The organism is Pseudomonas sp. ML2-2023-6, assembly GCF_037055265.1.
Lineage (GTDB): Bacteria > Pseudomonadota > Gammaproteobacteria > Pseudomonadales > Pseudomonadaceae > Aquipseudomonas > Aquipseudomonas kulmbachensis.
This window is the reverse complement of sequence record NZ_CP146347.1, coordinates 4,073,830-4,098,153: the sequence shown is the minus strand read 5'-3', so window position 1 is coordinate 4,098,153 and position 24,324 is coordinate 4,073,830. Positions and strand designations below refer to the sequence as shown.

General features: G+C 56.1%; 31 protein-coding genes, 1 tRNA gene and 1 pseudogene. 13 read left to right on the top strand and 20 right to left on the bottom strand.

Translation table 11 applies throughout. The annotated features are described in order from the left end of the window. Positions 1-43: 43 nt before the first annotated feature. Positions 44-484 carry a MarR family winged helix-turn-helix transcriptional regulator gene (locus V6L79_RS19055; RefSeq protein WP_261738866.1) on the bottom strand — a complete coding sequence of 147 codons (441 nt, stop codon included), beginning with the start codon at positions 482-484 and terminating at the stop codon, positions 44-46. 82 nt (positions 485-566) lie between these two features. Between V6L79_RS19055 and V6L79_RS19050 the strand changes: the two genes are divergently transcribed. After that, positions 567-1,733, top strand: a complete 1,167-nt coding sequence (locus V6L79_RS19050; protein ID WP_261738865.1) for a PLP-dependent aminotransferase family protein — start codon at positions 567-569, stop codon at positions 1,731-1,733. Positions 1,734-1,743: 10 nt separating this feature from the next. Continuing rightward, on the top strand, positions 1,744-2,346 hold the full coding sequence (locus tag V6L79_RS19045) for a glutathione S-transferase family protein (protein WP_338579345.1): 603 nt from the start codon (positions 1,744-1,746) through the stop codon (positions 2,344-2,346). A gap of 72 nt (positions 2,347-2,418) precedes the next feature. Here V6L79_RS19045 and V6L79_RS19040 read toward each other — a convergent pair whose 3' ends face one another. From V6L79_RS19040 to V6L79_RS19010, 7 genes and pseudogenes are all read right to left on the bottom strand, one after another. Continuing rightward, positions 2,419-2,790, bottom strand: a complete 372-nt coding sequence (locus V6L79_RS19040) for a glutathione S-transferase N-terminal domain-containing protein (RefSeq protein WP_321833859.1) — start codon at positions 2,788-2,790, stop codon at positions 2,419-2,421. Between the two features lie 100 nt (positions 2,791-2,890). Next, positions 2,891-3,436 (bottom strand): GTP cyclohydrolase I FolE, encoded by a 546-nt coding sequence (gene folE / locus V6L79_RS19035; RefSeq protein ID WP_019826593.1) that lies wholly within the window; start codon positions 3,434-3,436, stop codon positions 2,891-2,893. Between the two features lie 22 nt (positions 3,437-3,458). Continuing rightward, a pseudogene (locus V6L79_RS19030) lies at positions 3,459-3,725 on the bottom strand (site-specific integrase); the annotation flags it as partial. Between the two features lie 479 nt (positions 3,726-4,204). Next, the gene (locus tag V6L79_RS19025; protein ID WP_261738862.1) at positions 4,205-4,522 is read right to left on the bottom strand and encodes a hypothetical protein; all 318 of its coding nucleotides are present in this window, start codon (positions 4,520-4,522) and stop codon (positions 4,205-4,207) included. A 378-nt stretch (positions 4,523-4,900) separates the two neighbouring features. Next, positions 4,901-5,458, bottom strand: a complete 558-nt coding sequence (locus V6L79_RS19020; RefSeq protein ID WP_261738861.1) for a Smr/MutS family protein — start codon at positions 5,456-5,458, stop codon at positions 4,901-4,903. A 63-nt stretch (positions 5,459-5,521) separates the two neighbouring features. Next, positions 5,522-5,842 carry a hypothetical protein gene (locus V6L79_RS19015; protein WP_261738860.1) on the bottom strand — a complete coding sequence of 107 codons (321 nt, stop codon included), beginning with the start codon at positions 5,840-5,842 and terminating at the stop codon, positions 5,522-5,524. Positions 5,843-5,981: 139 nt separating this feature from the next. After that, entirely contained in the window at positions 5,982-6,572 is a 591-nt protein-coding gene (locus V6L79_RS19010; protein ID WP_261738859.1) for a cysteine hydrolase family protein, read from the bottom strand. Between the two features lie 273 nt (positions 6,573-6,845). Here V6L79_RS19010 and prmB point away from each other — a divergent pair, with 273 nt between their 5' ends. Next, entirely contained in the window at positions 6,846-7,754 is a 909-nt protein-coding gene (gene prmB / locus V6L79_RS19005; RefSeq protein ID WP_261738858.1) for a 50S ribosomal protein L3 N(5)-glutamine methyltransferase, read from the top strand. Between the two features lie 147 nt (positions 7,755-7,901). Here the strand turns inward: prmB and V6L79_RS19000 are convergent, their stop codons facing one another. Continuing rightward, the gene (locus V6L79_RS19000; RefSeq protein WP_338579344.1) at positions 7,902-8,693 is read right to left on the bottom strand and encodes a hypothetical protein; all 792 of its coding nucleotides are present in this window, start codon (positions 8,691-8,693) and stop codon (positions 7,902-7,904) included. A gap of 59 nt (positions 8,694-8,752) precedes the next feature. After that, on the bottom strand, positions 8,753-9,751 hold the full coding sequence (locus V6L79_RS18995) for an alpha/beta hydrolase (protein WP_261738856.1): 999 nt from the start codon (positions 9,749-9,751) through the stop codon (positions 8,753-8,755). A gap of 190 nt (positions 9,752-9,941) precedes the next feature. On the opposite strand from V6L79_RS18995, the gene aroC reads away from it, so the two are divergent. The 3 genes from aroC to V6L79_RS18980 all read left to right on the top strand — a co-directional run bounded on the left by aroC (position 9,942) and on the right by V6L79_RS18980 (position 12,957). Further along, complete coding sequence (aroC, locus tag V6L79_RS18990) at positions 9,942-11,033, top strand: chorismate synthase (protein WP_261738855.1); 1,092 nt, start codon at positions 9,942-9,944, stop codon at positions 11,031-11,033. A 34-nt stretch (positions 11,034-11,067) separates the two neighbouring features. Beyond that, the gene (locus tag V6L79_RS18985; protein ID WP_338579343.1) at positions 11,068-12,237 is read left to right on the top strand and encodes an MFS transporter; all 1,170 of its coding nucleotides are present in this window, start codon (positions 11,068-11,070) and stop codon (positions 12,235-12,237) included. Positions 12,238-12,411: 174 nt separating this feature from the next. Next, positions 12,412-12,957 (top strand): acireductone dioxygenase, encoded by a 546-nt coding sequence (locus tag V6L79_RS18980; RefSeq protein ID WP_321833848.1) that lies wholly within the window; start codon positions 12,412-12,414, stop codon positions 12,955-12,957. Positions 12,958-13,079: 122 nt separating this feature from the next. On the opposite strand, the gene V6L79_RS18975 is transcribed toward V6L79_RS18980, so the two are convergent. Then, positions 13,080-13,358, bottom strand: a complete 279-nt coding sequence (locus V6L79_RS18975; protein ID WP_261738852.1) for a DUF3509 domain-containing protein — start codon at positions 13,356-13,358, stop codon at positions 13,080-13,082. A gap of 291 nt (positions 13,359-13,649) precedes the next feature. Here V6L79_RS18975 and V6L79_RS18970 point away from each other — a divergent pair, with 291 nt between their 5' ends. From V6L79_RS18970 to V6L79_RS18955, 4 genes are all read left to right on the top strand, one after another. Next, on the top strand, positions 13,650-14,183 hold the full coding sequence (locus V6L79_RS18970) for an ankyrin repeat domain-containing protein (RefSeq protein WP_261738851.1): 534 nt from the start codon (positions 13,650-13,652) through the stop codon (positions 14,181-14,183). A gap of 67 nt (positions 14,184-14,250) precedes the next feature. Continuing rightward, positions 14,251-14,781 (top strand): hypothetical protein, encoded by a 531-nt coding sequence (locus tag V6L79_RS18965; RefSeq protein ID WP_261738850.1) that lies wholly within the window; start codon positions 14,251-14,253, stop codon positions 14,779-14,781. A gap of 83 nt (positions 14,782-14,864) precedes the next feature. Beyond that, positions 14,865-15,056, top strand: a complete 192-nt coding sequence (locus V6L79_RS18960) for a PLD nuclease N-terminal domain-containing protein (protein WP_261738849.1) — start codon at positions 14,865-14,867, stop codon at positions 15,054-15,056. A gap of 297 nt (positions 15,057-15,353) precedes the next feature. Beyond that, positions 15,354-17,432 (top strand): LTA synthase family protein, encoded by a 2,079-nt coding sequence (locus tag V6L79_RS18955; protein WP_338579342.1) that lies wholly within the window; start codon positions 15,354-15,356, stop codon positions 17,430-17,432. 57 nt (positions 17,433-17,489) lie between these two features. On the opposite strand, the gene V6L79_RS18950 is transcribed toward V6L79_RS18955, so the two are convergent. Further along, positions 17,490-17,648, bottom strand: a complete 159-nt coding sequence (locus tag V6L79_RS18950) for a DUF3309 domain-containing protein (protein ID WP_261738847.1) — start codon at positions 17,646-17,648, stop codon at positions 17,490-17,492. A gap of 202 nt (positions 17,649-17,850) precedes the next feature. Between V6L79_RS18950 and V6L79_RS18945 the strand changes: the two genes are divergently transcribed. Both V6L79_RS18945 and csrA read left to right on the top strand, forming a co-directional pair. Then, complete coding sequence (locus V6L79_RS18945; RefSeq protein WP_261738846.1) at positions 17,851-18,183, top strand: YnfA family protein; 333 nt, start codon at positions 17,851-17,853, stop codon at positions 18,181-18,183. Positions 18,184-18,319: 136 nt separating this feature from the next. After that, complete coding sequence (csrA, locus tag V6L79_RS18940; RefSeq protein WP_321833844.1) at positions 18,320-18,523, top strand: carbon storage regulator CsrA; 204 nt, start codon at positions 18,320-18,322, stop codon at positions 18,521-18,523. On the opposite strand, the gene V6L79_RS18935 is transcribed toward csrA, so the two are convergent. The 7 genes from V6L79_RS18935 to V6L79_RS18905 form a co-directional block, all read right to left on the bottom strand. Further along, the gene (locus tag V6L79_RS18935) at positions 18,520-18,747 is read right to left on the bottom strand and encodes a YheU family protein (protein WP_016781468.1); all 228 of its coding nucleotides are present in this window, start codon (positions 18,745-18,747) and stop codon (positions 18,520-18,522) included. The two genes, csrA and V6L79_RS18935, sit on opposite strands and share 4 nt — an antisense overlap. A 33-nt stretch (positions 18,748-18,780) precedes the next feature. Next, positions 18,781-19,782 (bottom strand): glycosyl transferase family protein, encoded by a 1,002-nt coding sequence (locus tag V6L79_RS18930; RefSeq protein WP_261738844.1) that lies wholly within the window; start codon positions 19,780-19,782, stop codon positions 18,781-18,783. After that, positions 19,779-20,114, bottom strand: a complete 336-nt coding sequence (locus V6L79_RS18925) for a TusE/DsrC/DsvC family sulfur relay protein (protein WP_261738843.1) — start codon at positions 20,112-20,114, stop codon at positions 19,779-19,781. Before V6L79_RS18925 ends, V6L79_RS18930 begins: the two co-directional genes overlap by 4 nt. After that, positions 20,111-20,398: a sulfurtransferase complex subunit TusB gene (gene tusB, locus V6L79_RS18920; RefSeq protein ID WP_261738842.1), complete on the bottom strand. Its 288-nt coding sequence runs from the start codon at positions 20,396-20,398 to the stop codon at positions 20,111-20,113. Before tusB ends, V6L79_RS18925 begins: the two co-directional genes overlap by 4 nt. After that, positions 20,398-20,760 carry a sulfurtransferase complex subunit TusC gene (gene tusC / locus V6L79_RS18915; protein ID WP_338579341.1) on the bottom strand — a complete coding sequence of 121 codons (363 nt, stop codon included), beginning with the start codon at positions 20,758-20,760 and terminating at the stop codon, positions 20,398-20,400. The genes tusB and tusC overlap by 1 nt, the downstream gene beginning before the upstream one ends. Position 20,761: 1 nt before the next feature. Then, the gene (gene tusD, locus V6L79_RS18910; protein ID WP_261738840.1) at positions 20,762-21,154 is read right to left on the bottom strand and encodes a sulfurtransferase complex subunit TusD; all 393 of its coding nucleotides are present in this window, start codon (positions 21,152-21,154) and stop codon (positions 20,762-20,764) included. A 110-nt stretch (positions 21,155-21,264) separates the two neighbouring features. Then, positions 21,265-21,936 carry a Bax inhibitor-1/YccA family protein gene (locus tag V6L79_RS18905; RefSeq protein ID WP_338579340.1) on the bottom strand — a complete coding sequence of 224 codons (672 nt, stop codon included), beginning with the start codon at positions 21,934-21,936 and terminating at the stop codon, positions 21,265-21,267. 364 nt (positions 21,937-22,300) lie between these two features. On the opposite strand from V6L79_RS18905, the gene V6L79_RS18900 reads away from it, so the two are divergent. Then, a tRNA-Ser gene (locus V6L79_RS18900) sits at positions 22,301-22,388 on the top strand. A gap of 672 nt (positions 22,389-23,060) precedes the next feature. Here V6L79_RS18900 and V6L79_RS18895 read toward each other — a convergent pair. Next, a complete protein-coding gene (locus V6L79_RS18895) occupies positions 23,061-24,212 on the bottom strand; it encodes an integrase core domain-containing protein (RefSeq protein WP_178114888.1) in 1,152 nt (383 codons plus the stop codon). Between the last annotated feature and the right edge of the window lie 112 nt (positions 24,213-24,324).

The following is a 24,324-nucleotide window of genomic DNA, read 5'->3' as shown; positions in this document are numbered from 1 at the left end:
TTTATAAATTGTGGACGAAGTGCCGGGTCGGCTACCCCACAGGTTAGCCGTGGCGGCTTTGACCCAATGCAAGATTGATCGCCAACCAGCCGTTAACCGCCTCGTCACCCGCCTGAGCGAACACTCGCTGGAGTAATTTGACCTGCTCGCGGCGCAGGTTTTTCTCGAAGGTCACGCCGTCAGCGGTCAGTTCCAGCAGGCGTTTGCGCTTGTCGGTCTCGGGCGCGACGCTGCGCACCAGGTCCATTTCGATCAACTGCCGTAATGGCGTGTTGAGGGCCTGTTTACTCACACCCAGCAATGTCAGCAGTTCCTTGACGCTTACACCGGGGTGATGGGCGATAAAGAAAACAATGCGCTGATGCACCCGACTTAGCCCACGGCGTGCCAGCATTTCGTCCGCCTTGGCGGTAAATGCTTGATAGCCAAAGAAGAAGGCTTCCATGGCGGCGCGCTGAGTGGTCGGATTTTTAAGGTCAAGCATATTGACGTATCTAGGCTTCGCGGCGTAGTTTCGGTCAACCAGTTTGACTTATTTCCAATTACTTCCGCTACCGGTGATCTGTATGGCCTTCTCCGAACGTGTTTCCCGCCTGAAAAGCTCTTTGATTCGTGAAATTCTGGCTGCGGCCCAACGTCCGGAAGTCATGTCTTTCGCTGGCGGGCTACCGGCCGAGGCCATGCTGCCCAAAGTCGACTGGACCGATATGCCAGCCTCGATGGGTCAATACGGTATGAGCGAAGGCGAACCGGCATTGCGTGAAGTGCTGGCCGCAGAGGCCCGCGCACTGGGTGTTGATTGCGATGCGAGCCAGGTCATTGTGCTGAGTGGCTCGCAGCAGGCGCTGGATCTGGCTGCCAAGCTGTATATCGACAAGGGCACTGAAATCATGCTCGAGGCGCCGACCTACCTGGCGGCGCTGCAAATCTTCCAATTGTTCGGCGCCGAGTGCCTGAGCTTCCCGCTGCAAGCCGATGGCCCGGATCTGGCCGCGTTGCGTGTGCAGCTGGAAAAACACAAGCCGGCGTTCATCTACCTGATCCCGACGTTCCAGAACCCGTCTGCCGTGCGTTACAGCGAAACCAAGCGCGACGCGGTAGCGGCTTTGCTGGATGAGTTCGGCGTGACCCTGATCGAAGACGAACCCTACCGCGAACTGAATTTCGACGGTGGCAGCGCCACGCCGATTGTCAGCCGCCTGAAAAAAGCCAGCTGGATCTACACCGGCACCGTGTCCAAAACCTTGTTGCCAGGCCTGCGCGTTGGCTTCCTGATTGCCAGCCCGGACCTGTTCCCGCACCTGCTGCGCCTCAAGCAATCGGCAGACCTGCACACCAACCGTATCGGTCAATGGCAGGCTCTGCAGTGGATCGGCACCGAGAAAATGAGCAACCATCTGGCTGAACTGCGTGATTTCTATCGCGTGCGCCGTGACGGTTTTCAGCTGGCGCTGGAAGAACACTTCGCGGATCTGGCTGATTGGCATGTACCGCAGGGCGGGCTGTTCTTCTGGCTGACCCTCAAGCAGCCGTTTGATACCCGTACCTTGCTCAAACCTGCACTGGAGCAGAACGTGGCATTTATGCCGGGTGAACCGTTCTTCGCCAACCCGGACCAGAACGTTGGCAGCCTGCGCCTGAACTTCAGTCACATCGACCCTGCGCGTCTGCACGAAGGTCTCAAGCGCCTGGCTAACGTGATTCGTCAGGCACAGGCTGCCCAGGCGGCCTAAAGGAGGCGCGATGCTCAAGGTTTATGGCGATTACAACTCGGGCAACTGCTACAAGATCAAGCTGATGCTGCATTTGCTGGGTCTTGAGTATCAGTGGTTCGCGGTGGATATTCTCAAGGGCGAAACCGAAACCCCGGAATTTCTGGCGAAAAATCCCAACGGCAAGGTGCCGGTGCTGGAGCTGGAAGACGGTACGTGCCTGTGGGAGTCCAATGCGATTCTCAACTACCTGGCCGACGGCAGCGAGTTTTTGCCCGCGGAGCCGCGTTTGCGCACGCAAGTGCTGCAATGGCAGTTTTTCGAGCAGTACAGCCATGAGCCCTATATCGCGGTGGCACGTTTTATCCAGTTCTACCTGGGGCTGCCTGAGGATCGTCTGGCGGAATACCGCAAGCTGCAGAAACGCGGTTACAAGGCGCTGGACGTAATGGAGCAACAGCTCAACCGCACACCATATCTGGTGGGTGAGCAGTACTCGATTGCGGACGTGACGTTGTATGCCTACACCCATGTGGCTGATCAGGGCGGGTTTGATCTGAGCAGCTATCCGGGTATTCAGGCCTGGCTTGCTCGGGTGGCCAGCCATCCGCGGCATGTGGGGATGCTTGACTAAAATTCCCTAAAGCCTGCTCGCGAAGGTGTCAGAAGCTTTCGCGAGCAGGCTCGCTCTCACTGAGAGTGCAGCTTAAACGTTGGCAAACCGTTGGTTCAGGTAATCAATAATGACCTTGGATTCATACATCCAGGTGGTCTTGCCATCTTCTTCTATTCGCAGGCACGGTACTTTGATCTTGCCGCCTTGTTCCAGCAGGGTCTGACGGTCCTGCTCGTTGTTCTTGGCATCACGCAGAGCTACCGGCACATTCAGGCGGCGCAGCGTGCGGCGGGTTTTTACACAGAACGGGCAGGCGTGGAACTGGTACAGGGTCAGACCCTTTGCAGCTTGATCAACCTGCGCCTGTGCGGCAGCCGGGCGCTGTTTTTTGCTCGGGCGGGTAATAAAATCGCCAGCGATGATGAGCTGACCCAGGCCTACGCGAAGCGCTTTGATAAACACAGTAAAAGCCTCATGGGCAAGAAAGAAGAGGCGCAGCTTACCTGAAAACACGCAGACGAAAAAAACCGGCGATAAACGCCGGCCTTTTTCGGTATGCCTGTTACTTGATCAGGCTGAGAAACTCGCTGCGCGTGGCCGCGTTCTCGCGGAACTCACCCAGCATCACCGAAGTGATCATCGACGAGTTTTGCTTCTCGACACCGCGCATCATCATGCACATGTGCTTGGCTTCAATCACCACTGCAACGCCCAAGGCGCCGGTGACTTGCATCACAGCGTCGGCGATTTGGCGGCTCAGGTTTTCCTGGATCTGCAGGCGACGGGCGTACATGTCGACAATGCGTGCCACTTTCGACAGGCCCAGCACTTTGCCGCTCGGAATATAAGCGACGTGGGCCTTGCCGATAAACGGCAGCAGGTGGTGTTCGCACAACGAGTACAGCTCGATGTCTTTCACCAGCACCATTTCGCTGTTGTCAGAGCTGAACAAGGCACCGTTGGTGACTTCTTCCAGGGTTTGCTCATAGCCACGGCAAAGGTATTGCATGGCTTTGGCTGCACGCTTTGGCGTATCCAGCAGGCCTTCACGGGAAACGTCTTCGCCGAGTTGACCGAGGATCGCGGTGTAGTTTTGTTCCAGTGTCACAGGACTATATTCCATGCGGGTTTCAGAGTGGCACCTCATCGGGTCGTACCAATTTTATACCAATCACGCTGTTTTCGAGTTTCCCGAGCTCGCTCCAGTCTGCGCTGGAATTTAGCCATTTAGCATACGTTGGTAGCAACATTTGTACGCTGTGGCCTAGCTGATTGGCGATAAACGCAGGGTTCATGCCTGCCATGGGGCACATGGTAGCTTAGGTGTGCCTGCAGTTGTATTGTCTGCGCACCCTGATCTGCAGTTTTGAGCGGGCTTCCTGAAAAAAGTTGGCGGTTATGCCTGATCGATGGTCGACTGTTACGGTTGCGTACGTTGGGCAAGCTTGGTGGGCTCGTAGAGCCAGTCAGCATCGTTTTGAAAGGGGCGGGCATCATGTTTTGAGCTGTTGAGCGATTCAACTGCTGCAGTTAGCCGGTGATTTGGTTATGCATTTTGATTCTTCGGTGGTTGTCAGAATACCCCCCTGTGGCTGAAGCCGTACCGCTCTGAATATGATCGAGGTGCGTGAATACTTTTCGCGCGGGTAGACACGCTATTTTGTAATTCAATGCGGTCATTTTATCTTGTAAGTCATACCCTGGATTGCGCTCGTCGCTGCTCGCATCCCTGGAGTCATTATCGATCACGAATACAGGCATGGCTTTACCTTGCAAGGCCGTGTGCAAAAGTTGCAGGCAAGTTTTGGTCAATTCAAGTGACTTATAGTTGACCACTACAATGCTGTAGTTTTGTTTGTTTTATTAGCGGGGAGCTTCAGTCTGGAATGACGCCCGAGGGGCCAGCCAAGGCAGCGGCTTCAGTCAGAAATGTTGCAGCTTGCTTGTGCGATAACCCGCCTTGCCTGGCCAAGGTATTCAACCAGCCGGCCAATCGCGACACGCAGCGCGACTGCTGCGAGCCTATTGCGTGCATATGGTGGAACAACTGCGTCTGCAGCGCCGCGGGGGAGGTGGACACCACTTGCGGATGAAGCTCGACAGCAATTCGGGCGGCCAGTTGTGCCGTGTCTTCTGAGACGGTGCATAACTCACGTAAACAGTGCTCATAAGACGGCGTGACGGGTAACGGCATGACGGCATGTCCTGTTAATTGTAATGGGTCTGTACACGTAAGCCGGTAGCTGGAGCCTGGCAGGTTTCCTGGCCCAACTGAAAAGGTCCCCGCACCGGGCTTCGATGAAGAGATGTATTGGGCGCGAGAGTCATTTTCGGATAGGGCTATACCGCTGAACGGCCTTGTCCTGACTTGTTGCTCACCGGTGAAGACTGTATCGATGCACGGCTATTTGGAGCCAGGCTCAAGGGGGGCATCGTTTTCAGATTAACGGCCAATGAGTGAAGAACATGTGAAAGTCGGCGGGGCGCCTTGAACGAGGGGAGGGTGCGCGCAGAAGGCGCTTTGCCTGATTCCGGTAGTCAGGCACAACGCTGCAAGCTTGATGACAGGCTGTTACTCGTCGCGACCTTCCATCATGGTGCGCTTGAGCATCACATATACGGCGCCGGCGCCGCCGTGTTTGGCCTGGCAGGAACAAAAGCCCAGTACCTGTGAATGCTGGCGCAGCCAGGTATTGACGTGACTTTTAATCATCGGGCGCTTGCCGTCCAGGCGCACGGCCTTGCCATGAGTAACGCGTACGCAGCGAACTTCAAGTTTGGTGGCTTCGCCGAGAAACTCCCAAAGGGTTTCGCGGGCTTTTTCGACCGTCATGCCATGCAGGTCAAGGCTGCCTTCGAAGCTGATCTGCCCGAGCTTGAGCTTGCGCATCTGGCTTTCTTGTACGCCGTCACGGGACCAGCTCAGCTGATCTTCGGGGCCCACATCAATCACGAACTGGTCAGACAGGCCGTCGATGATGGTCGCATTGGTACGTACGGTGGCTGACTGGCGCAATTTGGCCAACTGCGCACGGTCAGCTTTGGGTTTGCCGGTGTCGGCCCGATCATGCTTGATCGGTTTAACACCGCGAATTTCGGTTTTGAACAGGGAAAAGTCGTCGTCTTGCATGTCAGCCTCCGCGAAGGGCGGCTAGTTTACCCAAGTCGACGACGATCGGGCGGCGGATATGCTTCAGTCGTGCTTTTTCATCAAGTGCGCAGCCATACTCAGCCCGAGCGGTTGGCGCATAAGGCGACGTCGGCGACGCCACATCCAGATTCCTAGCCAGCAGATCAGCAAGCCGAGCACCAGTACCAACGATGCGCCTGCGGGGCTGGCGTTGAGCTCGCCCAGGGCGTTTGGATGGCCAATCAGGCTGGTAGCACCCGCAGCCGCCAACAGCGCGCCAAACAGGGCCAGCAGGGCTGCAAACGTCAGAGTCAGGCGTGCACGCCAGTTGCTGTGTGCCTTTGGGCGTAAGCGTCGAGCATCAAAACCATCGGAGATCTTCATTCCGATCTTTCCTTAAAGGGTATCGGCCCTTCGACAGGGACATGGGCAGGTTGTTCCTGAGTGTCGTGAAATTGGGCGCGCGTGCAGGTAGATGGTTGCAGATGGGCGGTTGGGGACCGCCCTCGGAAGTGGGCTCAGATCAAATCAGGTTTTGAGTCAGCGTCAGGGTGGCGAAGTTGTCGTTCATGATCGCCATTTCGGCTTTCTGAACCTGCGCCGCACTGATGATGCCATCTGGAGTAGGCAGGTCCCGGGTGGCGCACGCATCTTCAACCAGGGTGCAGCGCAAGCCGTAGTCTTTGGCTGCTCGCACGGTGGTGCTGACGCTGGAGTGGCTCATGAAGCCGCAGACGATCACATCCAGGGAACCCAGGTTCTCCAGCGCCTTTTGCAGGCCTGTGTCGTTGAAAGCGTTGGGCATGCGTTTTTCGATAATCAGCTCATCGCCCTGGGGCTCCAGGCCCTTGATGAAAGCACCGCGCTCGCCCTGGGGGTCGAACATGCCGCCTACGGTGCCTAGGTGACGGATATGGATTACCGGACGCTTGGCCTTGCGGGCCGCCTCAAGCAAAAGGGCGATGTTGGCGGTGGCAGCATCCATACCGGACAAGGCCAGTGGCCCGTTCAGGTATTCATTTTGCGCATCGATGATCAGCAGGCTGGCGTTGCTCAGGTTGGCCGCGGCATAACCACGTCCTGTGAGTTGAAACATCGTCTTTAAAGCGGGCATTCGGGGGCTCCTTTGAATGGGGCTTTTGCGACATTCTCCACTGGCGGAGCGTTTATGTGAATGGCCTGTCGTGTAAGCGGCGTGGTTGTTGGCCTGTAGCCATGTCAAGGAGCAGCGCCAGAGCCGCAAAATGTACAAAGTGGAGCGATTTTGCCATTTTTTTGCAGGTGGTCTTACATTTTAAAACGGTCTTGCGTCTAACCGTCCGGCACAACTTTGGCGCGTAGAGGTTTGGCTGTTAGAATCGCCAATCGATTTTGAGGAGTAAGACCATTGATCACTTCCCGCCTGCGCACTCTGCGCGACCATATTCGCTGGGCCGTTAGCCACTTTCATGGGGAAGATCTGTTCTTTGGTCATGGCACCGACAACGCTTGGGACGAAGCCCGTCAACTGGTATTGGGTGCATTGAACCTGCCGTGGGAAATCGCGGACAGTTATCTCGATTGCCGTCTTGAAGACGATGAGCTGGTCAATCTGCAACATTTGCTCAAACGCCGGATTGAAGAGCGTGTACCTACTGCCTACCTGTTGGGTGAGGCCTGGTTCTGCGGCATGTCGTTTATTGTTGACGAGCGTGTCTTGATTCCGCGTTCGCCGATTGGTGAGTTGATCGAAAAACGCTTTGAACCGTGGTTTGGCACTGAGCCTGCGCGCATTCTCGACCTGTGCACCGGTTCGGGTTGTATCGGCATTGCGTGCGCCTATGAGTTCCCGAACGCTGAAGTGGTGCTGGCGGACTTGTCCTTTGAAGCCCTTGAAGTGGCCAATCAGAACATTGAGCGCCATGGTGTCGATGAGCGTGTGTACACGGTTCAGGGCGACGGCTTTGATGGCTTGCCGGGGCAGCGCTTTGACTTGATCGTGTCCAACCCGCCGTATGTCGATGCAGAAGATTTTGCCGACATGCCTGCCGAGTACCAGCATGAGCCGGAACTGGGCCTGGCCTGCGGCGATGATGGTCTGAACCTGGTGCGCCGGATGCTGGCCGAGGCGGCTGATCATCTGACCGAGAAGGGCCTGCTGATTGTTGAAGTGGGCAACAGTCAGGTTCACGTCGAGTCGCTGTACCCGGAGGTTGATTTTGCCTGGCTTGATTTCGAGCGCGGCGGTCATGGCGTGTTTATGCTGACTGCCGAGCAGTGCCGTGAGCATCAAGCGTTGTTTGCTTCGCGGGTTTGATCGTAGCCGCTGTCGAGCTCCGGCGAGGTAGCGATCGTGAAATCAGGCGTTATGGTGCGCCAGTTGAATCCGGTACTCAGGGTTTGCGACTGCTGCGCAGCCGGACGCAGCCTCGTTCTACTCGTCAGCGGCTACATGGCTGCAGTATCAGCGGTGGGTCGCAATCCAGATCAACAAGCCTGCCTGGAAGACCGTAAAGGCCACCAGGCAGGTGATGGTAAATCTCAGGCCAGTCTCTTCGCGCTGGTATCGGCTGAGTTTTTCATCTTTTTCGCGCAGTTTTACATCTTGTTCCAGCAGGTTCTGTTCGGCCTGCTGGAGCATGTGCGCAGCCTCCAGAATGTCCAGAATCTGCAGCTTTTCGACGTTCCAGCTATCCAGCAGTTCGCCTACCAGCACGTCTTCGATCCGTGCTTTCAGATACTGGGCGTCGGCATACACCACATCAAACCCATGCACACGCAAGAAATGATCGCGACGCAGGCGGCTGTCTTCGTTCAACGCGTCCCTGCTGGGCAGGTCGGTTCCGGCAATGCGGTACTGCGACCATCTCTTCTGCGCCCACAGCACGGCCTGGGCCAGCAGAAAACGGCCAATTCCGCGGTTCAGCGGTTCTACCTGCAAACCGCGTTCAGGGCTGATACGCACGCGGCGGGTGGTGTGGTCGACCCACACGTCAAGATGGTTTTGTTCACTGCGTACCCGCTGGCCAGGCAGCGAGAGAGTCAGGCGCAGCAGGCTGAGCTCCTTGCTGTGGCGCTCGGCAGAGCCGAACTGCACGAAGCGCAAGGGCCGCGCTCCCGTGCTGCGGTCGGTCTGCAAGGGGGCGAGACGCAGCATCCTGAAATGCTCAGGTTGCACGTCAGCCCAAGGCAGCGGCGGTGCTTCGGGCGTTGCCGCTGTCTCAGGCCCGGCGGGTTGTGATGGGGTGTCGCTCATAGCGGCTCAATCCTGTGCTAGCCCGAAATGTCAGCTAAGCAAAGGCGGCCGACACAGGTTTATCGGCCGTTATGCGCAGTACTGTAGGGCTGGCCCGCGTTCACTTTCGTGATAAAGCGCACAGTTCGGTCACCCAACTCACCAGCCAGCCGCTGATTGGGATCGTTGTACGACTGCACCTGGCGTTTCATGTCCATGGGCACGATGCGCATCACGTGGTTCATGCCATTGATCAGGGTCAGCACGGCATCGGGCTTGGCTGCCTTGAGCAGGCGCGCATCCTTGACCTCAACCTGAATGTCGTGAGTGCCCTGAATGATCAGTGCTGGCATTTTTAATGCAGCAAAGGCGGTAGCCGGGTTGTAGCGCAGCAGGCTAACCATGTACGGCTGCACGGAGGGGCGAAACACCAGTTGCAGGTCAGTGGGTACGTTGTCGTCGGTTTGGCCGGCCTCCAGAGTGCTGATCAGCTCAAAGCTGCGCTTGAGCAGGGCAGGTGGCAGGTGATTGCGTTGCAGTTGTTCGCGCAACAACACGCCGACCGGACGTCCCGTGCCCGCAATGGAGACCACCCCGGCGGCGCCAATTTTAGGTGCTGCCAGGCTGGCGATCAGTGCGCCTTCACTGTGCCCGAGCACAAACACCTTGCCAAAGCGCGGGTCGCTCTTGAGCTTGTTGCCCCAAGCGACGGCGTCGGAGACATATTGATCGAAGTTCAACTGACGCTCGTCGGGCCCGGCAGGCTGGCTTTGGGCAATGCCGCGCTTGTCGAAGCGCACACTGGCGATATTGCTCTGTGCCAGGCGCCATGCCAGTTTTTTCAGGCTGTCGTTACGCCCGCCAATAGGGTTGTTGCCATCGCGGTCAGTAGGGCCGGAGCCGGCAATGATCAGCACTACAGGCACGGGTTTGTCGCTCTTGGGTAGCACCAACGAGCCATACAGCGTGCCAGAGCCGGTATCCAGCTCAATGGGTCGCAGCAAGACATTAGAAGGAGGGGCCGCCAGGGCCTGGGTGCCGAACAGGGTCAGTGCTAAAAAGAGTATTCGAAGCATCATAGCGCCATCATTGTCTAATGTGCCGGTTGGACAAACCCGGATGAGTAAGGTTCGAGGATGAACTACAGAGGTAGCCTGCGTATACTGGCGCACTTAGTTATCTGGGATCTGTTCATGCTTTGTTGTGGCTGCAACAAAAAAACAGATTCCGGGCTGAATTCAATCGGCTGATTTTCGCGGAGCGCCCTGCATGTCCGGCAATACCTACGGCAAGCTGTTCACTGTCACCACCGCTGGCGAAAGCCATGGTCCGGCGTTGGTCGCCATTGTTGATGGCTGCCCGCCCGGGCTTGAGCTGTCTCTTGAAGACTTGCAGCGTGATCTGGATCGACGCAAACCCGGCACCAGTCGTCACACGACTCAGCGTCAGGAACCCGACGAAGTCGAAATCCTTTCCGGGGTTTTTGAAGGTCGCACCACCGGTTGCGCCATCGGCCTGCTGATCCGCAACACCGATCAGAAGTCCAAGGACTATTCTGCGATCAAGGACCTGTTCCGCCCATCCCACGCCGATTACACCTACCACCACAAATACGGTGAGCGCGATTACCGTGGTGGCGGTCGCAGCTCGGCCCGCGAAACGGCCATGCGGGTAGCCGCAGGTGCAATTGCCAAGAAGTATCTGGCAACCCAGGGCATCGTGATTCGTGGCTACATGAGCCAGTTGGGCCCGATTGAAATTCCGTTCAAGACCTGGGATTCAGTCGAAGAAAACGCCTTTTTCAGCCCCGATCCGGACAAAGTGCCCGAGCTTGAGGCCTACATGGATCAACTGCGCCGTGACCAGGACTCGGTCGGTGCCAAGATCACCGTAGTCGCCGAAGGCGTGATTCCAGGTTTGGGCGAGCCGATTTTCGATCGTCTGGATGCCGAGCTGGCCCATGCGCTGATGAGCATCAACGCGGTCAAAGGCATTGAAATTGGCGCCGGTTTTGCCAGCGTTGCCCAGCGCGGCACCGAGCACCGCGACGAGATGACTCCTGAAGGCTTCCTTAGCAACAACGCAGGCGGCATTTTGGGCGGCATTTCGTCTGGTCAGCCGATCGTTGCGCATTTGGCCCTCAAGCCAACGTCGAGCATCACCACGCCGGGTCGTTCGATCGATGTTCATGGCAATCCGGTGGATGTGATCACCAAGGGCCGCCATGACCCGTGCGTTGGCATTCGTGCCACGCCGATTGCCGAAGCGATGATGGCCATCGTGTTGATGGACCATCTGCTGCGTCATCGTGGCCAGAACGCTGATGTGCGAGTGAGCACACCAGTGCTGGGCCAGTTGTAATGCAAGGGCTGTTGAGCGCTACGGTCTGACGGCCGTGGCGACACTTCCTTACTGGCGCCTGTCAGGGTTCTATCTTTTCTATTTCGCTTTGCTCGGCGCGACAGCGCCGTTTCTGGCGCTGTACTTCCATCACCTTGGCTTCTCCAGCGCACGCATAGGCGAGCTGGTTGCCATCCCGATGCTGATGCGTTGCGTGGCCCCCAACCTGTGGGGCTGGCTGGGCGACTACACCGGCCAGCGTCTGTTGATCGTGCGTTTGGGTGCGCTGTGTACCTTGCTCAGTTTTGCGCTGATTTTTGTTAGCCAGAGTTACGTCTGGCTGGCGCTGGTGATGGCGTTGCACGCGTTCTTCTGGCACGCCGTGTTGCCGCAATTTGAAGTCATCACCTTCGCCCACTTGCGTGAGCAGCCTGAACGCTACAGTCAGATTCGCCTGTGGGGCTCGATCGGCTTCATTCTTACCGTGGTGATTTTGGGGCGCCTGTTCGAGTGGCTGAGCCTGGATATCTACCCGGTAGCGTTGATCGTAATCATGGCCGGGATTGTGTTGTGCAGCCTCTGGGTGCCGAACGCGCAGCCTTCCAGTCAGGGACGAAAGCTCATCGTGGGTGGTTTTTTAAAGCAGCTGTGCAGTCCGGGCGTGCTGGCGTTTTATGTCTGTGTCGCGTTGATGCAAATGAGCCACGGACCGTATTACACCTTTCTGACCTTGCACCTTGAAGACCTGGGTTACAGCCGTGGCGTGATTGGCTTGCTCTGGGCCTTGGGGGTGGTTGCCGAAGTGCTGATGTTTTTGGCCATGCGCCGCATCCTGCTGAAGTTCTCGGTGCGGCGGGTGTTGATGTTCAGCTTTATGCTGGCCGCCTTGCGCTGGCTGCTGTTGGGCTCTTTTGCCGAGCACTTGTGGGTGCTGTTGCTGGCGCAGCTGCTGCACGCCGCAACCTTCGGCAGTTTTCATGCATCGGCCATGACCTTTGTGCAGCGCAGTTTCGGCCCCGGCCAACAAGGGCAGGGCCAGGCCCTGTATGCCACGTTGGCCGGTATCGGCGGAGCTGTGGGGGCGCTGTACTCCGGCTACAGCTGGAACACGCTGGGCCCCGCTATCACCTTTAGTATGGCAAGCCTCGCAGCGTTGGCCGCAGCCGTTATCATTGGCACTCGACTGCAAGAGGACAGGCCAGGAGCCTTATCCGTGAACACCTGAGCCTGGATATCATTGAAGCCTTCGAACTCCTGTTTGAAGGCGAACTGAAAACCCGCGCAGTACTCAATCGTTAACGCTGACTTCGTTGTGAAGAAGCCCATCACTTGATTTGACCGGTATGCCTGAGCGGTCTGTAAAAGCCGAGTGCGCGCCGAAGCCGAGGAACCACGCCCCATGAGCAGCCTGTCCGTTTATCACGTATCGAGCCCCGAGCTACCGAACAAGGTGCTGACCCACCTTGAAGACATCGCCTCCACGCTGGCCGAGCAGGGTGTGCGCTTTGACCGTTGGCAGGCGGGCGCGCCAATTCAGCCGGGTGCCAGTCAGGAACAAGTGATCAACGCCTATCGCCCCCAGATTGACCGGCTGATGAGCGAGGGTGGCTATGTCGCCGTTGACGTGATCAGCCTTAATAGCGATCACCCGCAAAAAGCCGAACTGCGCGCCAAATTCCTCGATGAGCATCGTCATGCCGAAGATGAGGTGCGTTTTTTCGTCGCCGGACGTGGGCTGTTTACGCTGCACATTGAAGATTATATTTATGCAGTTTTGTGCGAAAAGAACGACCTGATCTCAGTGCCAGCAGGCACGCGGCACTGGTTCGATATGGGCGAGCATCCGCATTTTGTTGCCATCCGGCTGTTCAAAAACCCTGAAGGCTGGGTCGCGGACTTTACTGGCGAAGACATCGCCAATCGTTTCCCGCGCCTCGAAGATTAATCACGCTGCTCATGTTGTTGCAGGGAGTGATCCGGTTTGCCTGGATCATTCCAGGGGTGCGACTGCTGCACACAGTAAAAAAGCCAGCGAATGCTGGCTTTTTTGTATGTGGCATTCACGGTTTAGCGGCTGTGATAAGTCGGCAGGGCGAAGCGATGCTGGCTTTGCAGCAGCGAAATGGTCGGCAGCTCACTGGCTGAGCCCGCCAGGTCGCGGCGAATAGCGCTGATGGCCCAAGTCAATTGCTCTGCGGTGTGCAGTTGCGCGTAAGAAAGTGTGCGCTGGGTCTGCTTGCCATCACTGTCACACAGGGTCAGCAACACGCCGCCATCTGGGCGTGGCTTGACGGTCACGGTGTGGTTGGAGAACAACGATGCGAATTTTTCCTGGATCATGCTCATGTGTTCAGCTCCATAGCTCTTGAAGGGCTTGTATGGAGTAGAAGGTGCAGTGATTGTGCCATCATTGATTTTTTAAAAAATCGTTTAAAATCAATTACTTATATTTTTGCGTAAATCGATGTGTCGTGCATTCTGCATGAATGGGCATCGTGCATCCTGCATTTTGCCATGTGCTTATCAATCTTTGACCGTTGATTAATTGTCTCTATGAGCATCTTGAGTAAAAAAGGGATGACACATTTGCTCCGTCTCAGGAAACTAGGTTTTTTTGTAACGAACGTGGAGCCTTACATGTCAGACGACAAGCCAGCAGACCAAAACCGGCAGATGACCCCAGAAGAGGCCGCCGACTTTGCCGAGCAGGTGTTCAATAAGGCGCGCGACGGCGATGCCGCGATGCTGGCAGCCTTGCTGAGCAAGGGCTTACCCGCCAATTTGCGCAATCACAAGGGCGATACCCTGTTGATGCTGGCCAGCTATCACGGGCACGTAGAGGCCGTTAAGGTTTTGCTGGAGCACAATGCCGATCCTGAAATCCGCAACGACAACGGCCAAAGTCCGATTGCCGGTGCAGCTTTCAAGGGCGATCTGGAGATGGTCAAAACTTTGGTCGAGGGCGGCGCGCAAGTAGAAGGCGCTTCGTTTGATGGCCGGACTGCGTTGATGATGGCCGCGATGTTCAACCGCACGCCGATCATTGATTACCTGGTCAGCAAGGGTGCCGATCCAAAAGCCAAGGACGCCAACGGCATTACGGCACTGGATGCGGCCAAGACCATGGGAGCTACCGAGGCGGTAGCTCAACTCGAGAAGCTGCTGGGCTGATTGCCCTTGAAGGGCGCAATTGTTATATCCTTCGCGCCCTTAATTTTCCTTGTGACAGGCCTCGCCCATGAAAACCACTCTCGTTGAACTCATCAGCAAAATCAGCTCTGGGTGCATGGGCGACGATGAAATCGCCGCGATTGCTGATGAGGCGGCTCAAGCGTACGCCGACCAGGCTGGGTTTCTGGCTGCCAACCCGGACATCAACTACGACGACAGCTTCCCCATCCCATTGGGTGAGTGGGTGGTTGTGGGCAGCCTGCCGGATACAGTCTTGTTTCAGGCAGACACCTACATGGATCTGTTTGCCCAGATCGTCGACTCGTTTGGCCCGGGCGTAGCGTTCAATATCAAGCCCAAACAGCTGGCCAAGACGGAGCCGCTGACGGCACTGAACCGGATTCAGATCCAGATGGGCAGCATGAACCCGCAAAATGGTGGCTATGTGTTGCTGAACCTCAGCCAGCCGCTGGATGATGAAATCCAGGTGGTGCTGGTTTACGGCAATGACGTGCCGCGCGTACTCGAGCTGTGCGCAGAAGCCGGTATTGCTGCGGCACCTTCGCTGGAAGCCTTGAAAGTGGCAGTGCACGTCTGACGCCGGGCCAGTGCAATAAAAAACTGAACCCCGGCCACGGGTGACTATCCTATGTGCACAAGTACTCACTCAGGAGCGTCATCATGGGTTCAACCTTTAATGGTCTGATTGGTCTGATCATTCTGGCTCTGGATATCTGGGCCATCATCAATGTGCTCAAAAGCGGTGCCGGGACCGGGGCGAAAATCCTCTGGGTGTTGTTGATCCTCTTCCTGCCGGTACTGGGGCTGGTCATTTGGGCCATCGCCGGGCCGCGGGGCAATGTGCGCATTTAAGTTGGCCAGTTGTCAGCTGGCAGCCAACACGCCAAGCAACGATTAAGCTTCTGTAATAGTAACAAAGGGCCTGATGGCCCTTTTTTATGTTTCAAAATGTGCTCTGCACGAAATTTTCACGGTATCTTTAAGACAATTCGCGCGCATTTTTCTGCTCGATCGACTCGTTAAACGGCTCTGGCTTGGTATTTAGCAGTCAGTCGACGGCCAAATTTTGCGTAATAGAGAGCGATGCACCCGTGGCAAGCCACCGGTGATAAAGCCACTTCAACTTGAACCAATGGGTCCTAAAACGACATGGCAAACCCGGACGCCCCAAGACAACAACACGCGGCCACGCGTATGTTGCAACCGACTGTCAAATCGCATCTGGCGTTTACGCTGCTCTGTGCCTTGATCATGATGGTGATGTTCACCCTGCTGCGGGTGGCATTGCTGGTTTATAACCGGGAAATGATCCTCGATACCCCGGCCTCTACTTTCCTTGAAGCGTTCGCCAACGGCTTGCGTTTTGACATTCGTATTGTTGTCTACTTCAGCATTCCTCTGCTGCTGGCGCTGCTCAGCGTCAAGGCAATGGCTGCGCGCGGCGTGCTGCGCTTCTGGCTGACTGCTGCCAGCAGCCTGGCGCTGTTTCTGGGCCTGATGGAGATGGACTTCTATCGTGAATTCCATCAACGCCTTAACGGTCTGGTTTTCCAGTACGTGAAGGAAGACCCGAAAACCGTGATGAGCATGCTCTGGTATGGCTTCCCGGTCGTGCGTTACCTGCTGGCCTGGGCTGTTGGCACCGTCATTTTGTACTTTGCCTTCCGAGGCGCTGACCGCGTAACTCGCTCCAGCTCGACCGTGGCTACTGCAGGCGGATCCCGTGCCGTAGCGCCTTGGTATGGCCGCGTTGCGGTGTTTGTGGTGCTGCTGTTGGTGTGTGTGGTGGCTGCTCGCGGTACTTTGCGCCAAGGTCCTCCGCTGCGCTGGGGTGATGCCTACACAACAGACTCCAACTTCGCTAACCAATTGGGTCTGAACGGCTCTCTGTCCCTGATTGCAGCAGCCAAAAGCCGCTTCGGTGATGACCGCGCCAATACCTGGAAGGCCACGCTGGAACAGCCGGTAGCTCAACAAACCGTGCGCGATATGTTGCTGGCCGCGAACGACAAGCTGGTCGATCCGGACACTGCTGCTGTACGTCGTGATACCACGCCGCCTGCGGAAAAAACCCTGCCGATCAAGAACGTTGTCGTGATCCTGATGGAAAGCTTCGCCGGTCACTCGGTGGGCGCGCTAGGTCGTCCGGGCAATATCACGCCGTACTTCGACAACCTGTCCAAGGAAGGCTTGCTGTTTGAGCGCTTCTTCTCCAACGGCACCCATACCCACCAGGGCATGTTTGCCACCATGGCCTGCTTCCCGAACCTGCCGGGCTTTGAATACCTGATGCAGACCCCGGAAGGCAGCCACAAGCTGTCTGGCCTGCCAGAGCTGCTTAGCGCACGCAAGTTCGATGACGTGTATGTCTACAACGGCGATTTTGCCTGGGACAACCAGTCAGGTTTCTTCAGCAACCAGGGGATGACCACTTTTGTTGGTCGTAACGATTTCGTTGACCCGGTGTTCTCTGATCCTACTTGGGGCGTGTCCGATCAGGACATGTTCAATCGTGGCCTGGAAGAGCTGAAAAAGCGTGAAGGCAAAGAGCCTTTCTATGCGTTGCTGCAAACCCTGTCCAACCACACGCCGTATGCCTTGCCTACGCCGTTGCCGGTTGAGCCGGTGACGGATCGTGGTTCGCTCAACGAGCATTTGACCGCGATGCGTTACTCGGACTGGGCGTTGGGCCAGTTCTTCGAAAAAGCGCGCAAAGAGCCATATTTCAAGGAAACCCTGTTTGTGGTGGTCGGTGACCACGGCTTCGGCAACGAACAGCAGATATCCGAGATGGACCTTGGGCGTTTTAACGTGCCATTGCTGCTGATCGGTCCTGGCATTCAGGAAAAATTTGGGGCCCGTACTGACATTGTGGGGACTCAGGTCGACATCGTGCCAACCATCATGGGCCGTTTGGGTGGCGAGTTCCGTCAGCAATGCTGGGGTCGTGACCTGCTCACTCTGCCTGAAGGCGACAAGGGCAGCGGTGTGATCAAGCCGTCTGGCAATGACCAGACAGTGGCGATCATCAGTGACGACCAGTTGCTGGTTCAGCCCAAGGATATGCCGCCCAAGATTTGGCAGTACAAGTTGGGTGCCAATGCTGAAGCCAAAGTGGTGACCGATTCGCCGGACGAAGCCGTGCTTAAACAGAAGCTCGAATCCTTCCTGCAAACCGCGACCAAAAGCCTGCTGGATAACACCGCAGGTGTGGCTGATCCGAAGTAATCAGCCATGTGAATAAAAAAGAGGCCTTAGGGCCTCTTTTTTATTGTGTTACGGGCGTCAAATTTTGCCGAGTAAAAGCAATATCAACAGTACAACCAGCACGGTCCCGATGATGCCCGAGGGTCCATACCCCCAGCTCTTTGAGTGCGGGAACACAGGGAGCCCGCCAACTAGCAGCAAAATCAGGATGATCAGAAGAATCGTGGTCATGGGCATTTCCTTCTTGATGTGTTCCGTCAACGTTGAAGTTCTACGGGGCGCCGCTTTAGGAACAAGGATGGGCAGTGCTTACAAAATCCGACTCGACTGCCAGGTGAATAATTCAACTTTTTCTACCTTGGGCTCAAAAACAGTTCTGTCTTGATCGCCAGCCAGCCCGCAGGTAGGGTGGCGCGCTGCATATCCGGAGGCATCACGCATGCTTAATTACGTTTGGTTTTTTTTGGCAGCTCTGTTTGAAATTGCCGGTTGCTATGGCTTTTGGATGTGGTTGCGCCAAGGCAAGAGCGCATGGTGGGCATTGCCCGCGCTGTTGAGCCTGGTGCTGTTTGCCCTGCTGTTGACAAAAATCGAGGCGACCTATGCCGGGCGCGCCTATGCCGCTTATGGCGGGATTTATATTGTGACGTCCATTGCCTGGCTGGCGGTCGTGGAGCGTGTACGACCGTTGAGTTCTGACTGGATAGGGGTTGGGCTGTGTGTGATTGGCGCGACCATTATCTTGCTGGGGCCGCGCTTTTCAACGCCGTAAAAGACACGATTCGGCGACTGCGCTGTAGGAGTTAACCGATGCAGTAGTAGGCCTGTGCTGAATTCTCTTGTAGGGATTGAAGGGTGATTTTATGCCGTGCAGTCTTTGTGGCTACCCACCCTTCAGGATAAGAGTCATGCAGATACTGAGTTGTGCTGCCGGTGAGCGTATTTCAATCGGGCAAGACATTTACGTGTGCATCATTGCTGTGAACAGCAACAGCATTCGTTTGGGGGTCGAGGCCCCCAAGCATGTCAGTGTTCATCGATCAGAGATTTATGAGCGGATAAAAAGCCAGCGGGCAGGGCGCCTGGTCATTGGTCCCCTTGCCAAGGGTTAATCAAAGAACTCTTTTGGCACTGCGTGCTTGGGCATGAGCTGGCATTGCTGGCTTTCGAGGTCAAAGAAAATGACCGCCTGGCCTTTGCTCAGTGCATGCCGAACCCGCAGCACACGGGTCTCCTGGGGGGTGTCATCGCCGTTGTCAGTGCCATCGCGACTTACGAAGTCTTCGATCAGACGGGTGAGGGTGTCAGGTTCAAGCTGGTCGTAAGGAATAAGCATGGGGTTTCTCGTAAGTGGGCGGGTGCAATGCGCTTAAATCGATTTGTCACGGTTATCCCAATAGCGCTGTGCCAGCTCAAAGGCTTGCTCCCGCGGTGTACCCAGCCCGCGTAATGCCAGGGCCATAGTCGAGAGCAGGGCCAATTGCGGGTAGCTGTCTTCAACTTCGCCACGCCATAGCGCCTTAAGGTGCTCGGGCTCCAGCGACGCCGGTTTTACGTGACGTTGCGCAGACAATGCCGGCCACTCTTCGTCCCAACTGACTCCCGCCGTAGTGCCGTAAAGATGGCTCAGGGTGTCGGGATTGATTTCAACTTCGCCGCCATCGCCTTTGACCACGATGCTGGTGTCCCCCAGCAACCCGCTAGCCTCACGATGCACGCTTTGATACCCAGGGTGGAAGATGCTTTGCAGGCCGCAGCGCGCACTCAACGGGTTAAGAATGCGTGCCAGTGAGTGAATCGGCGAACGCAGGCCCAGGGTGTTGCGCAGGTCAATCATGCGCTGCAATTGCGGCGCCCAGTCCTGCAGTGGCATAAACGCCAGGTTGCCTGTATCCAGAGCCTCGCTAACGCTTTGCCAGTTGCGGCACAGTGGAATGGCCAGCTCGTCGAGAAGTTGCTCGCTGTACAGTCGGCCCGCGGTATGGGCACCACCGCCATGCATAAAAATACGCACGCCATTTTGCGCCAGGCACTTGGCGGCCAACAGATACCAGGGCAGGTGCCGTTTTTTACCTGCGTAAGTCGGCCAGTCAATGTCGACACTGATCGCGGGCGCCATCAGACGCTCCCTCACTGCCTCAGTGAAACCGGCCATTTCCTCGGGGCTTTCTTCCTTGTGCCGCAGCAACATCAGGAAGGCGCCCAATTGCGTGTCTTCTGCTTTTTCGTCGAGCAACATACCCATTGCCTCGCGAGCTTCTTCGCGGGTCAGATTGCGGGCACCACGTTTGCCTTTGCCCAGGATGCGCACAAATTGCGCAAAAGGGTGTTCGGCTGGAGTTTCGAGAGTCAGCGCAGCGGGAGTGTTCATAGGCAATTGGTCGGCTTGGGCAGGCCCGCCAGCTTAGCGGCGAGTTTGGCTGGGGTGCCATTAAACAGTCGGTTGAGGTGCAGGCTGTTGCCTTTGTCAGGCCCCAGTTTAAGCGCGGTGTACTTGATTAGCGGGCGCGTGGCAGGCGACAGCTCAAACTCCTGATAGAAGCTGCGCAGCAGCTCGAGGATTTCCCAGTGCTCAGGGCTTAACTCAAGCCCTGCTTGCGCGGCCAATGCCTGAGCAACCTCGGCAGACCAATCGTTGAGATCGAGCAAGTAGCCGTCTTTGTCCAGCTCGATATTTTTACCATTGAGTGTGAGCGTATTCATAGCCAGCTGTTGACCTTGTCATAACGAATCGACAGTTCGACGAAGGCCGGGTAATCCACACATGTTGCCCATTGCGGGCAATCAAGGTTGCGCGCCAGCAAGTCCTCCTCAAGGATAAACACGGTTTTCTCCTGAAGGGGCGTCAGAGCGCTGCCTTGAGGCAGTACGGCATATACCGCGTCACCGCTAAGCAGTAAGGCATCGTCGCTACCCAGCAAGCGCAGGCAGCTACCCAGACGGGTGTCGGAAAAGGGTGAGTGGCTCAGAACGTGTAGAGTCGACATCAGAGAGTGATCACTTGGTCGTAACGGTCAATAAGTGCGCGGACTTCTTCAGTCGACAGCGACTGCACATCAGCTACCGCAAGCCCTGCGGGACTGATGCCGCGCTCGCTCAAACTGTGGTTGCAGGCATACAAATCGTCTACGCCGAACATGGTCAGGGCTTGCAGGTTGGCCGAGAGGTTCTTCTGCTCAATGGCGGTGGCATTTTGATTCGCCAGCAGCTGAAAAATACCGTCATCCAAAAACAGCAGGCCAATCGGCAGATCAAACGCACCGCCTGCCAGCACAATATCCAGTGCTTCCTTCGCGCCGGGGCCAGACCAGGGCGCCTGTCGGCTGATAATCAACAGCGACTTGGACATATCAAGGCCCTCCGAAGCAGATCAGTCGATCAGCCGTTTGAATGGCATCGTGTAATTGCCCAAGCCCCGACAACTCCCACGGAGCTTTCAGGTTGACCCCGGGCCGTTGGTAGCGTGCGGCTTCGTCTTCATTCAGCACACCACGGCGCAAGGCGGCGGCAATGCAGACCACACCATCGAGCTGATGCTGGCTGACGAACGTCGCCCATTGTTGCGCGATATCCTGCTCGTCTTGCGGCGTCACAATATTGCTCGAAGCGCTGTGCACGCCATCTTGATAGAAGAACAACCGAACAATTTCATGGCCGCTAGCCAGCGCTGCCTCGGCAAAGCGTAGGGCTCGGCGGGAAGAGGGCGCATGGGCCGCAGAATAAAGGGCAATGGCAAATTTCATGGTGGGCTCTGTCAGCAAATCTGCGGCAATGATAAAGCCAGATGCCTCAAGATGCTTGCAGCAGACAACAAAAAGCCCGCCGAAGCGGGCTTTTGCGTAGCGGATGTCGATCAGTCGTCGCGGCTCATGATGCCGAAAATTTGCAGCAGGCTGATAAACAGGTTGTAGATCGACACATACAGGCTGATGGTGGCCATGATGTAGTTGCGCTCACCGCCATGAATGATGGCGCTGGTCTGGAACAGAATGCAGACCGAAGAGAACAGTACGAAGCCAGCGCTGATCGCCAGTTGCAGGCCGCTGATCTGGAAGAAGAAGCTCGCCAGTGTCGCGCCCAGCAGAACAAAGAAACCGGCAGTGATAAAACCGCCCAGGAAGCTCATGTCCTTGCGAGTGATCAGCACATAGGCAGACAGGCCGCCAAACACCAGGGCCGTCATTGCAAATGCCGAACTAACCACCTCGGCGCCGCCCTGCATGCCCAGGTAACGATTCAGAATCGGGCCCAGCAAGAAACCCATGAAACCGGTCAGGGCAAAAGCGGACACCAGGCCCCATGCCGAATCACGAAGCTTGTTGGTCAAGAAAAACAGACCGTAAAAACCGATCAGTACAACAAAAATATTAGGGTAACCGACCCGCATCTGCTGCGAGACATAAGCCATCACACCGCTGAAAGCGAGGGTAAGGGCCAGCAAACCGTACGTGTTGCGCAGGACGCGGCTAACTTCTAGCTGCTCGGCCTGCACGCTGTTATTAACGGCGTAATCCTGTTCGCGCATGGCGATACTCCTGTGGTTGGAAATGTTAAGTAGCAAAGATCATAGCAGAGGCTCTGAAACAAGCGATCAAGAGAGTTTGACAACGTGTTTCATTCAGGTATTATGGCGCCCGCAACAACGGTAGGCAGTGTGGCTGGATGGTTTAAGGCGAAAGTCTGAAGCCGCCGATTGTATCAGGTACGGGGGTCTTATCTCTGGTGCTTTTTACTTGCACGCTAGCGGTTGTTGAGTTTGAAGTACGGGAAATTGGCAGAGTGGTTGAATGCACCGGTCTTGAAAACCGGCGAACGTTAATAGCGTTCCCAGGGTTCTTATCCAAGGCTAGCTTCTGTTGCACCTTTGCAAAGCGTTTTATCGGAACATCGGGGAATTGGCAGAGTGGTTGAATGCACCGGTCTTGAAAACCGGCGAACGTTAATAGCGTTCCCAGGGTTCGAATCCCTGGTTCCCCGCCGAGAATCAGTAAAATCAAGGGTTTAGGTGTTACCTAAGCCCTTTTTTTTCGCCTGCAAGAAAGTAGTTTTTGATTCCTTAGTCGGGTTTCCGTCGCCTCTTTGGCAAGGCGCAGCATTCTGGTTGCTACTTGTAGCGCCTTATGCGGGGATTCGCGTTGTCGTAGCACCTTCAGGTTTGTCATCTTCCATATCTACTCATCCCTCTAAAACGTATCGTCCCGAGATGCGTATCTAAGGTGCCAGTTAGCATGTCTGCGGGAGCGAGCAGCGATGGCAAATTCTTGGCAGGCGTGTGGCATCGCCGCGCTACTGCTTGATAAATAAAAAGTGATATCGACCGGATTGCGATGACGGTACAGGCGCTTGTCACGGGGGCGAGATGCCTTGTGGTTTTTTGCGTGATGGAAACTACACGTGCATTCCTTGGAGTGGGGCTTGTTCGAAAATGGCATCGCTAACGTTGTCTTTTTCGGAAGATCGGTGATCTGCCGTCATGCCTCCGGGAGCGTTGGGAGCCTGTTTGCAATCCGCGGGGGAACTTGGGGGGGCAAATGACGTGAAGTCGCTGCCATACGCATCCACGACCAGATGTATCTTGGTGTTGGAGGATTCGCTGTGTAGAGACCGGTACATCCTTTACACATCTAACCGGGTACATCGTTTACACATTTACAGGCTTGAGACGCGTTTTGCACCGCGCTCAAGCCTGCCCAAAGGGTAGCTGCAAAGGTACAGATCCCACACATCATCAGCTACTTCCTTCAAAGCTACTTGCTCGCCTATCAGGGCTTCGCCCAAGAATATGTGCGAGCCTTTCCATTTGATCTCTCCGTTGCTTCGTACTCGTCTTACATCCACATCTTCTCCGTACTCCACCGCAGGTACGTAGCCCGGGTAAATCCTTGCCGATGAGCTGTACACTTCGGCGGGTACTTTCATGTCCAAAGCAGTGTGGGGCCTGTAGTAGTTGAAGTCGTGCACGAACTCTTCAAAGAGCAACTGTTGTCGTAGCAGGTTATCGGCCGCAGGCTTGAGTACAGCGGCTTTTAAGGTGCGGTGCATGCGTTCGTGCCGACCGTTTTGATCCGGGCGCCCAGGCTTGATCGTTTCCGGATAAATGCCGAGCCTGATAAACCATACCGACAGGCTCGATAGCCTCGCCAAGCCAGTTGAGGCGAACGGCGAGCCATTGTCGGTTCGTATAACATCAGGTATCCCATACTCCCTGAACGCCCACTCAAAGCCTTGCCGCGTGGGCTCGCCGTGAGTGCCGAGAAGACCTCTGCAAAGCAGTAGATAGCGGCTGGCGTGGTCTGTAATGGTCAGGGGGTAGCACCAACGATCGTCCTTGGTTCTGAACTGACCTTTGAAATCGGCGCACCAGGTTTGGTTGGGTTCATTGGCCTCGCGTAACTTGGCCGAGCTATGAGGGCGGGGATGAGCGCGCTTACGAGGCGATACGAGTCCAGCTTTCTTCAGCCATAACCCCGCGGTACTTGCAGCAGGCCAGACAATCTCAGGCTCTGCATTTCGCAAGCGCTGGATCAGCTGTTTCGGGCCGCGATCCAGGTGCTCGTTTTTCTTTTCGAGCAGTCTGCTGATGATCTCGTCACTCGTCTGGTGCGGGCAGTGGTACGGCTTGCGGGACAGCTCTTTGAGGCCATCAGAGCCTCGATCTGCATACCGGTTTAGCCATTTATCAACCGTGGGACGGCTGATGCCATGACGGCGACTCAACTGGCTTTTGCTGTAGTTACCGCTAAGCCAGTCGCTGATTAATTTAACTCGCTGATCCATTAGGGACTCTCGTTTCCAGGGCATGGTCAGTACCTCCTGACCATGATTAATACCTGTAAACGATGTGCCCGGTCTTAAACGTAAACGATGTACTCGGTTTCTACCCTGACTACCCCCCCCCCTCGCACCCGGCGGA